Source organism: Deltaproteobacteria bacterium (genome assembly GCA_009692615.1).
Lineage (GTDB): Bacteria > Desulfobacterota > Binatia > UBA9968 > UBA9968 > DP-20.
On sequence record SHYW01000155.1, the window covers coordinates 1 to 9366 of the forward strand.

The following is a 9366-nucleotide window of genomic DNA, read 5'->3' on the forward strand; positions in this document are numbered from 1 at the left end:
CGCACACACTTGGCCTATATCGAACCAACTCCAACAAGGTGGGGTTCCGCTATGGCCAGGTTTCTAACTTACGACCTCAACCCAACGCACTACCCTGACATAATCGCGTTGCTGTTAACATGACATATTGACGTTGCCACGACAGAAAAGATCGCGAAGCGCTTTTCCGTCAAGACCGATGATTAGCCGATGAAGATGAATTAAAAAACCATCCGCACGCCGCAGCGGCGGTTAAAAATCAAACCTTGACGATGGTCTCGCTCGGCAACACGATGCGGGTTTGCCTGCCGAGGATTTCCAATAACACCGCGACGCGCTCGCTGCCTTTGAGTTTTTCGTTGAAGATCGCTTCCAGGCCGCTGAAGGGTCCCTCGTTGATGCGCACGGTGTCGCCCGGCTGGGCGCGCACCGGATCGATGGCCGCGACGCCGTCGGGACAGCGCTCGCGTAAACCGGCAATGATATTCTCATCGACTTCAGCGATGCGATTGCCGAAGGTGAGAAAGTCTTTGACGCCAGGCGAATAACGCGCCGCCTTGCCCGACTGCTCGACATCCAAGCGGCAGAAAACATAACCGGGAAACAACGGCACTTGCATCCAGTGAAACTTACTGCCGATGCGCCGGCGCGCGCGCATCCACGGCTGAAACACTTCCAAGCCGAGATCGGTGAGCCGTTTCTCAACGTCACGCTCGCGGTTGACCTTGATGCGCATGGCGTACCAGCGAAGGCCCGGTTCGATCTGAAGCGGTTCCTGCGTCATAAGTTTGACTCTGACCTCGCGATTTCTAGCTAAAGCAATGGCTGCCGACGGCGATCATCTTAACAGACGCAAGCTGAATTGCTAATCAAACGCGCACAGAATCGCCCAACGAATCAACGTTGAAGCGGGAATTTTCTTGACATTGAGACAAAATAAAGTTTCAATTGAGGCAGTTCAGCAACGGGTGTCATGAATCATCGGTTCTTTGCTTTCGTCTAACGAACGAAGAACGTATTTGGCTAGCCGACCAGGTCGAAACAGGAGGTCGCATACGAGCCCTAAAATATATCCCGGTTCCTGACCACGCCGTTTCCGGCCGCGTCCACTTTTTTTCTTTACATAGCTGTTCAAGGTGATGCACAGACCACTCACAGCGCATCGGTCGGTCATTTTTTCTGTAAGCTTCGATCAGAGCCCATTACTATTGCCGGCTCATCCCCTGTTTCACTCCAGGATTCCGCTTAGCTCAACCACTAACCGTAGAGATACGAATAAGGGAGGCTGTTGGAATGGACCATAGCAAGGAATTTGAAAAGCTGATCAAAAAAGACCGCGACGTGCACCAAGCACGATCCTGGCGCGGCAACCTGCTCGACTATCTCGATAAAGTTAAAAGCGACCCATCGGTCGCGAAACTTGCCCACGCCCGGGTCTACGACGTTCTTGTCAAAGCCGGTATTCGCGACATCCATGAAAACCACGATCCCAAATGTGCAAAGGCTATACAAGGACGAATCGATCAAGCTCTACGATTTTTTCGCCGACGAATTCTTCGGCATCGAAAAAACCGTGTCGCAAATTGTCCGCTACTTTCACGCCGCGTCGTTGAAAGGCGAGGAGAGCCGCCAGGTTTTATATCTAATGGGACCGGTGGGGTCGGGCAAAAGTTCGCTGGCGGAAAAACTCCATCGCGGCCTGGAATAAAGCTAACCGTTTTACGCCATCGAAGGCTGCCCGATGTTCGAAGAACCGCTGCATTTAATTCCCCGCCACTTGCGTAAAGAGTTCGAGAAGATGCTCGGCGTACACATCGAAGGCGATCTCTGCCCGGTGTGCCGTTATCGCCTACAAAATGAATTCGCCGGCAAGTACGAAGAATTTCCGGTCCATACCCTGGAGTTTTCCAAACGCTCGCGGGTCGGCATCGGCGTGGTACCGCCGGTGGACCCCAACAATCAAGACACCTCGGTGCTGATCGGCAGCGAGGACATCTCTAAATTAGACCTATACTCCGAAGGCGATCCGCGGGTCTTGGAACTCAACGGCGCGTTAAACTCGGCAACCGCGGCGTGGTCGAGTTCATTGAAGTCTTCAAGAACGAGATCGAGTATCTGCACTGCATGATCACCGCGACCCAGGAAAAAGTCGTGCCGGCGCCGGGCCGCCATGGCTTGGTCTACGTCGACACCGTGATCGTCGCCCATTCCAACGAAGCGGAATGGCAAAAGTTCAAAGCCGATCATACCAACGAAGCGATCCTCGACCGCATCGTCGCCGTGCGCGTGCCGTATAATCTGCGCCTGTCCGAAGAGGTGAAGATCTATCAGAAGATCATTCGCAACTCCGACTTCCGCGCCCATGTGGCGCCGCACACCTTGGAAGTCGCCTCGATGTTCGCGATCCTGTCGCGCCTAGAGCCGACCAACAAATGCGACCTCATGACCAAGCTCAAGCTCTACAACGGCGAAGAGGTGGTCGAGAAAGGCCGGACCAAGAAAGTCGACGTCCAGGAGCTTCGCGAAAGCGTTAAACGGGAAGGCATGTCCGGTATCTCGACGCGCTTTATTATGAAGGCCTTGGACAACTCGCTCTCCGACAACATGAAGGGAAACTGCATCAACCCGATCAACGTGCGCGAGGCGCTGATCAACATGGTGAAAGAAGCGGATATGCCGGACGATACCCGCAAGCAATATTTGGAATTTCTCCAGGATGCGCTCCATAAAGAATATTTGGAACAATTGGAAAAAGAGATCACCCGCGCCTTCGTTTATTCGTATCAGGAACAAGCCGAGGGGCTATTTCAGAATTATCTCGACCACGCCGAAGCTTACATTAATAAAAGCAAGGTCAACGACCGCAACACCAAGGAAGAGTTGGCGCCCGACGAAGCCTTCATGAAATCGATCGAAGAGCAGATCGCCATCATCGGCTCGGCAGCGGACGGCTTTCGTCAGGAAGTGATCGCCTATCTTTGGGCAGCCAACCGGCGCGGAGAGAAGATTGAGTATCGCAGTTACGAGCCGTTAAAAGAGGCTATCGAGAAAAAGCTGATCACTTCGGTGCGCGATCTAAGCCGCGTAATCACCAAATCGCGCATGCGCGACGAGGATCAATCGGATAAATACAATGCCATGGTCAAGAGCCTGTTGGAAAACGGCTACTGTCAGAGTTGCGTCGATGTCGTGCTCAAATACGCGGCCAACAATCTATGGAAGGATTAATGCGACGCTCCTAAGATCGGCGCGACAACTGGGTGACAACTTGACGCAGGGCTAACCATGCAAACGATCTTTCGTCCTTTCAATCCCTCCGCCGGCCAACGCAGCGACCGCACCGCGGGGGACCGTTTGCGCCACCGACAAAAGCTGCGCGAAGCGATCCGCAACAACATCGGCGATATCATCGCCGAAGAATCGATCATCGGCAAAGATAAGAACCGCACCATCAAGGTGCCAATTCGCGGCATCAAAGAATACCGCTTCGTTTACGGCGACAACACGCCGGGAGTCGGTCAGGGCGGCGACGGCGAGCCCAAACCGGGCGATGTGGTCGGCCAAGGCCAAGACGGCAAAGCCGGCCAACAGGCCGGCGACAAACCCGGCGTGGATTACTACGAAACCGATGTCAGCCTCGACGAGTTGATCGATCTCATGTTCGAAGATCTCGAGCTGCCCGACCTCGAACGTAAACGCTTGCGCGAGATGGAAGTCGAACGGCTATTTCACCAGAAAGGCTTTCGCCGCAAAGGCATTCGCGTACGGCTCGACAAAAAGCGCACGGCGCGCTCGCGCATCAAGCGCAAAAAGGCCACGCTCAAGCGCCACCCGATGGCCGCCACCGGCCGCTTCCCGTTTCACAAGGACGATCTGCGCTACCACCACATGGTCACCGACATCCGCAAGGAGTCCAACGCCGTGGTGCTGTGCATCATGGACACTTCGGGTTCCATGGACCGGGTTAAAAAATATCTGGCGCGAAGTTTCTTTTTTCTGCTCTATCAGTTTCTCTGCACCCGCTATCAAAACGTCGAGATCGTTTTTATCGCCCATCACACCGAAGCTTTCGAAGTCACCGAAGAAGAATTCTTTCACAAGGGCGAATCCGGCGGCACGTTTATCTCATCGGGCTACGTCAAAGCGTTGGAGATCATCGAACAGCGCTATCATCCGGGACTGTGGAACATTTACGCCTTTCACTGCTCCGACGGCGACAACTTCGACTCGGACAATCCCGCCGCGCTCAAGGCGGCCCAGGAATTAGCCCAGGTCGCCAACCTCTTCGGTTACGGCGAGATCAAACCGCTGGGCTCGGGCTACTACGGCAGCAGCATGATCGAATTTTTCTCACAGATCGATGCCGCCCACTTTCAAATCGTGCAGATTCAGAAAAAGGAAGACATCTGCGCTTCGTTCAAAACGTTTCTCACCAAAGACCGCGCCCGCGAGGATGCCGCTTGAGAACGCACCATGGCCACTAGCTACACCATCGCCGACTTGGAACATTGGAACGAACGGATCGTCACGCTGGTCGAACGCTTCGGCCTCGAACCGTACAATCAGGAATTCGAAGTCTGCGATCACGAAGACATGCTCTCGTACATGGTCTATTCCGGCATGCCGGCGCACTACCCGCACTGGTCCTACGGCAAAAATTTTGAAAAGCTCAAAACCCTCTACGACTACGGCGTCAGCGGCTTGCCTTACGAGATGGTGATTAACTCCCATCCGTCGATCGCCTACCTGATGCGCGACAACAGCTTGGCGCTGCAAGTTTTAACCATCGCCCATGTCTACGGCCACAACGATTTTTTTAAAAATAATTTCACCTTCAAATCGACCCGCGCCCAGTACACCATCGAATCGTTCAAGAGCCACGCCACACGGGTGCGCCATTACGTCGAAGATCCCAGTATCGGTCTGGAAAGAGTCGAAGCGCTGCTCGATGCGGCCCATGCGCTGTCGCTGCAATGCCGGCGCAATTTAGCGATCAAAAAGCCCAGCCCGGTCGAACAACGGCAACTAAAACGGGACGAAGCCACACCGAGCGCCGACCCGTTTAGCGCCGTGCACCGGCGCCGCGAACACGTCGAACCCGATCTTGAAAAAGTGCCGCTCTTTCCCGACGAGGATCTGCTGATATTCATTCGCGATCATAACCCGCACTTGGCCGATTGGGAAAAAGATTTACTGACGATCGTCCACGAGCAGGCGCAATATTTCGTGCCGCAGATCGAAACCAAGATCATGAACGAGGGCTGGGCGAGTTTTTGGCATAAAAGCATTCTCGAAGCGCTCGACCTGCCGCAAGAACTGCATCTCGAATTCATCGTGCGCCACACCCAAGTATTGCGCCCTTCGCCCGGCGGTTTGAATCCCGACCATGTCGGCATGAAAGTTTGGGAGGACATTGAAAAGCGCTGGCAGAATCCGAGCAAGACCGACGTCGACGAATTCGGCCCGCGCCGGAAATCCGCCAAGGAAAAACTTTTTGAAGTCCGTGAAGTCGAGCGCGACAGTTCGTTCCTGCGCCGTTATCTCACCGAAGAGCTGATCCGCGAACTCAATCTGTTCGAATACAAAACCCGCGGCAACGATCAGGTGGTGAGCCGCGTCGCCGACCAAGACAGCTGGCGCGAAATCAAAGAGACGCTGATCCACAACGTCGGCACCGGCTCCATCCCGGTGATCAAAGTCGAAGATGCCGACTACAACAACGACCGAACTTTGCTGCTCAAACACCACCACGACGGCCGCGACCTGCAACTCGAATACGCCGAGAAAACGCTCAATTATATTCGCCAGCTGTGGACCCACGATGTCGCCATGGAGACCGTCATCGACAACCACAAGACTTGGCTCACCATCGCCGACAATAAATTGGCCATGCGCAAGTCGGCCTAACCCACCACGCACATCTCAGTTGCCAAAAGTTCGGCGCCGTGCGACTAAAGTAACGAGCGCACGCCCATGGCCACCGTTAAAGATCTCGCTGATATTCAAAAGTTAATCGCCAATTCCATTGACGGCACCGCCGTCGGCGACAAAAATCTCGCCGGCATCATCGGCGACGGCCCATCGCATTATTCGAAAAGCCCGGCGCTCTGGAATGCCGCCTTCACCGCTCTCGGCATGAACGCGATTTATCTCCCCTTCGATGTCGCCGATGCTCAGGTCGGCGAACTGCTCGGCGTCCTACGGGCGACCGAAGGATTCATGGGCATCAACGTCACGGTACCGCACAAAGTGCGGGTCATGGAACTTCTTGACGCGGTCGATCCCGGCGCGGCGCGAATCGGCGCGGTCAACACGATTGTCAAAACTAGCGCGGGAAAACTAGTCGGCTACAACACCGACGGCGAAGGATTTGTCGAGAGCATTCTCACGACCCAGCCGGGACAAACGAAAGCATTTATGAATTCCCTCGACGGTGTCGACGTGCTGCTGCTGGGCGCCGGCGGTTCGGCCAGAGCGGTGGCATATCACGTTAGCGATCGCATTGGCGCGGGCAAGTTGATCATCGCCAACCGCACTCGCGAACATGGCGAAGCGCTGGCAGGAGAAATTCACCAAGCCGGACGCGAAGCATTGGCGATCGACGAGAAAGAGATTTCCCAGTGGGCGCCGAGGGTCGGCCTGATCGTCAACAGCAGCACCAAGGGTCAAGGCGGCATCCGCCAGCTGGCCAATGGCTTGGCGACGATCCTCGAACCCTACTCCGCTCTCGCACCGGCCAATCCGCCGAGCCTTAAGGTTGACCTTGGCAACGATTTTGAGCAGCGCTGGCGCGCAGCGGCGCAAACCGACATCGAAGCGAATCATCGAGCAAGCGAGACTCTCGTCCAAACGATTCCACCCGCGACGCGCTTCTACGATCTGATTTATCATCCCGAAGAAACCGTCTTCCTGCGCCACGGCCGCGCTACCGGCCATCGGACCATGAACGGCAAAAGCATGATCGTCTGCCAAGCGGTGATCGCCTTCTGTAAACGCATCTGCCAGCGACAGCTCTCAAAACTGAACAAGGACAACGACGCAACCATCGCCCAAGTCGCCGAGGTGATGTATCGAGCTTGGTAGGCGCTGGCAGGCTCGCCACTAGACGCTCGCTCGGCTCTAAGACAAACGGGATCGAGATGAGGACAAAAGAAAATTCAGCACAGAGAGCACCGAGCACACAGAGAAAACTCGATTGTTAAAACCTCCGTGCTCTCTGTGGAGGACAAGAATTGGTTAGGATGCGCTTAGCGCACCGGTCAGTTTTGGCGCTGCTACTTGTTAAGAATCAAGACAAACGCTCGCGCATATACATCTTCGTCATACCGGCGTAGGCCAGTATCCATCTTCGTCTTCGGGCGGCCGCCGGAAAAACGTCTGGATTCCGGCCTGCGCCGGAATGACGAAAAAGTAAGCCTATGCGCATTTCGTGATATTCGTAGGACTCAACTTCGGCCTTTACATCATTCCCGCATCCTCGACGCCGCGATCTCGCGGCAAGTGACGAACTCCAACAGCGCCGCTTTGCCGTCGTCGGTAACTTTGCGCGCGCGTTTAAACGCTGCCGCGATCTGATTCGGATCATCGACTCGCTCCGACCAGCCGCCCAACGACTTCGCCAAGTCGGCATAGTTGCCGAGGATGTTCATGGTGCCGTAGCGCTCGTGGGATGCCTGCATGGCGTGAGTCTCGGCGGCCATGAAATTATTGTTGAGCACGACGGTCAAGATCGGAATGTTGTTGCGCACCGCGGTTTCGAAATCGAGACCAGTCATGCCGAACGCCGCATCGCCCATGAAGTTGACGCAGAATTTCTCCGGCCGGGCGAGTTTGGCGCCGATGATCAAGCCGAGACCGCCGCCGAGCGCGTGGGACTTGCCCCAGCCGAGATAACTGCGCGGCAGCGGCGCTTGATAAAACGGAACTAACTGATTGCGCGGGCTGCCCGAGTCATGGGTGACGATGACTTCGCGGCGGTCGAACAAATTCATGAACTCCCACATGACACGGTACGGCGTCATCGGCGTTTCACTAGAGGTAAGTTTCGGCAGCCACTCTTGCATCCACTCTTCTTTACCCTTTTTGATCTCCGCTGCGACGGCGCCTTCGGCATCGCGCTTTTTGCCGCCGAGCAAATCCTTGGCCGCTTCGACAAACTGGCGCAGAACCAATTTGGCATCGCCGAGAATCGGATAATCCGCGGCGTACTGCTTATTGATATCGCGCTCGTCCTTGGTGGCGTGAATGATCACTTTGCCGGCCGGGATCGCCGCCGCCGTGATGTTGTGCTTGGTCAGGCTCGTGCCGATGGCAAGAATCACGTCGGCCTTTTGTAAAAAAGTGTGCACCGGCTGCGGCATCACCCCGGCGCCGGTGCCAAGCGACAGCGCATGATGCTCGGGAAAAGCGCTCTTTCCTTCCAAAGTGGTGGTCACCGGTAGCTGCGCCAGCTCGGCCAGTTCGATCAACTCGTCGGTCGCTTCCGCCCATAGCACGCCCTGGCCGGCGACGATCATCGGATTCTTAGCTTGCAACAATACCTTGGCCGCTTCGGCTACGTCGCGCGCGTTGGCGCCGCTGGTGGTGGACTTCACCGGCGTGTATTTCACCGCGCCGGCAAATTCTTCGACAGCGACATCGCCGGGGATCTCCACCATCACCGGCCCCGGCCGGCCCATCTTCAAATACGTGAACGCCCGCCGCATGACTTCTGAAACTTGATCCGCCGCGGTGAGTTCTTCGATCCACTTGGTGATCGGCGCGTAGGACTCGACGGAGCGGAAAAAATGAAACACCTGGGACGAACTACGCGGATGGCCCACGGGCAAGCATAGCATCGGGACGGAATCGGAGTATGCCGTGGCAACGCCAGAGAAAGCATTCTCCGCCCCCGGTCCGGCCTGCATGGTGAACACACCGATGCGCCGGCCGTTGGTGACACGGGTAAAGCCGTCAGCGATGCCGACGCCGACGCGCTCCTGCCGACAAACGATGGGACGAATCCCGGCCGTCGCCGCCGCTTCGATAAGCGGATTGGTCGGATAGCAACTCAAAAACTCAACACCCTCGCGCTTGAGGATTTCGCAAATCGCATCGACGACTTTCATACTGCCTCCGAGGACTGGAATTCGCGCGAGCTTGGACCAAGTCCGCGCGGAGCTGACCCAAAGGCCATAACACCAAAATCCGGCTCGCGCTACGAGAAAATGTCAGTGAAGACCCAGCCGTTCTGTGAATCTGCTTAAGGAACCTCTGAACAACTGCCCTGGAAGCAGGGCAGCGGAGGATAGATCGTTTTTTTCGTAATGAGTTACAGTTTTTGCGAAGTTATATCAGATTACATTTTGCTCTCGCGGTTAATAGGGTCCTTAGTTTTGCCTCGATTTG

Annotated in this window: 5 protein-coding genes and 1 pseudogene; 4 read left to right on the forward strand and 2 right to left on the reverse strand. The window is 55.7% G+C overall.

Annotated elements, in window-relative coordinates:
• Positions 1-238: 238 nt before the first annotated feature.
• On the reverse strand, positions 239-763 hold the full coding sequence (locus tag EXR70_23735; GenBank protein MSP41509.1) for a hypothetical protein: 525 nt from the start codon (positions 761-763) through the stop codon (positions 239-241).
• Between the two features lie 509 nt (positions 764-1272).
• Between EXR70_23735 and EXR70_23740 the strand changes: the two are divergent.
• The 4 genes and pseudogenes from EXR70_23740 to EXR70_23755 all read left to right on the forward strand — a co-directional run bounded on the left by EXR70_23740 (position 1273) and on the right by EXR70_23755 (position 7062).
• Positions 1273-3207 (forward strand): annotated as a pseudogene (locus tag EXR70_23740) (serine protein kinase).
• A gap of 57 nt (positions 3208-3264) precedes the next feature.
• On the forward strand, positions 3265-4443 hold the full coding sequence (locus EXR70_23745) for a DUF444 family protein (GenBank protein ID MSP41510.1): 1179 nt from the start codon (positions 3265-3267) through the stop codon (positions 4441-4443).
• Positions 4444-4452: 9 nt separating this feature from the next.
• Positions 4453-5886, forward strand: coding sequence for a SpoVR family protein (locus EXR70_23750; protein ID MSP41511.1), 1434 nt, complete (start codon positions 4453-4455; stop codon positions 5884-5886).
• A gap of 66 nt (positions 5887-5952) precedes the next feature.
• On the forward strand, positions 5953-7062 hold the full coding sequence (locus EXR70_23755; GenBank protein MSP41512.1) for a shikimate dehydrogenase: 1110 nt from the start codon (positions 5953-5955) through the stop codon (positions 7060-7062).
• 380 nt (positions 7063-7442) lie between these two features.
• On the opposite strand, the gene EXR70_23760 is transcribed toward EXR70_23755, so the two are convergent.
• On the reverse strand, positions 7443-9086 hold the full coding sequence (locus EXR70_23760; protein MSP41513.1) for a thiamine pyrophosphate-requiring protein: 1644 nt from the start codon (positions 9084-9086) through the stop codon (positions 7443-7445).
• Between the last annotated feature and the right edge of the window lie 280 nt (positions 9087-9366).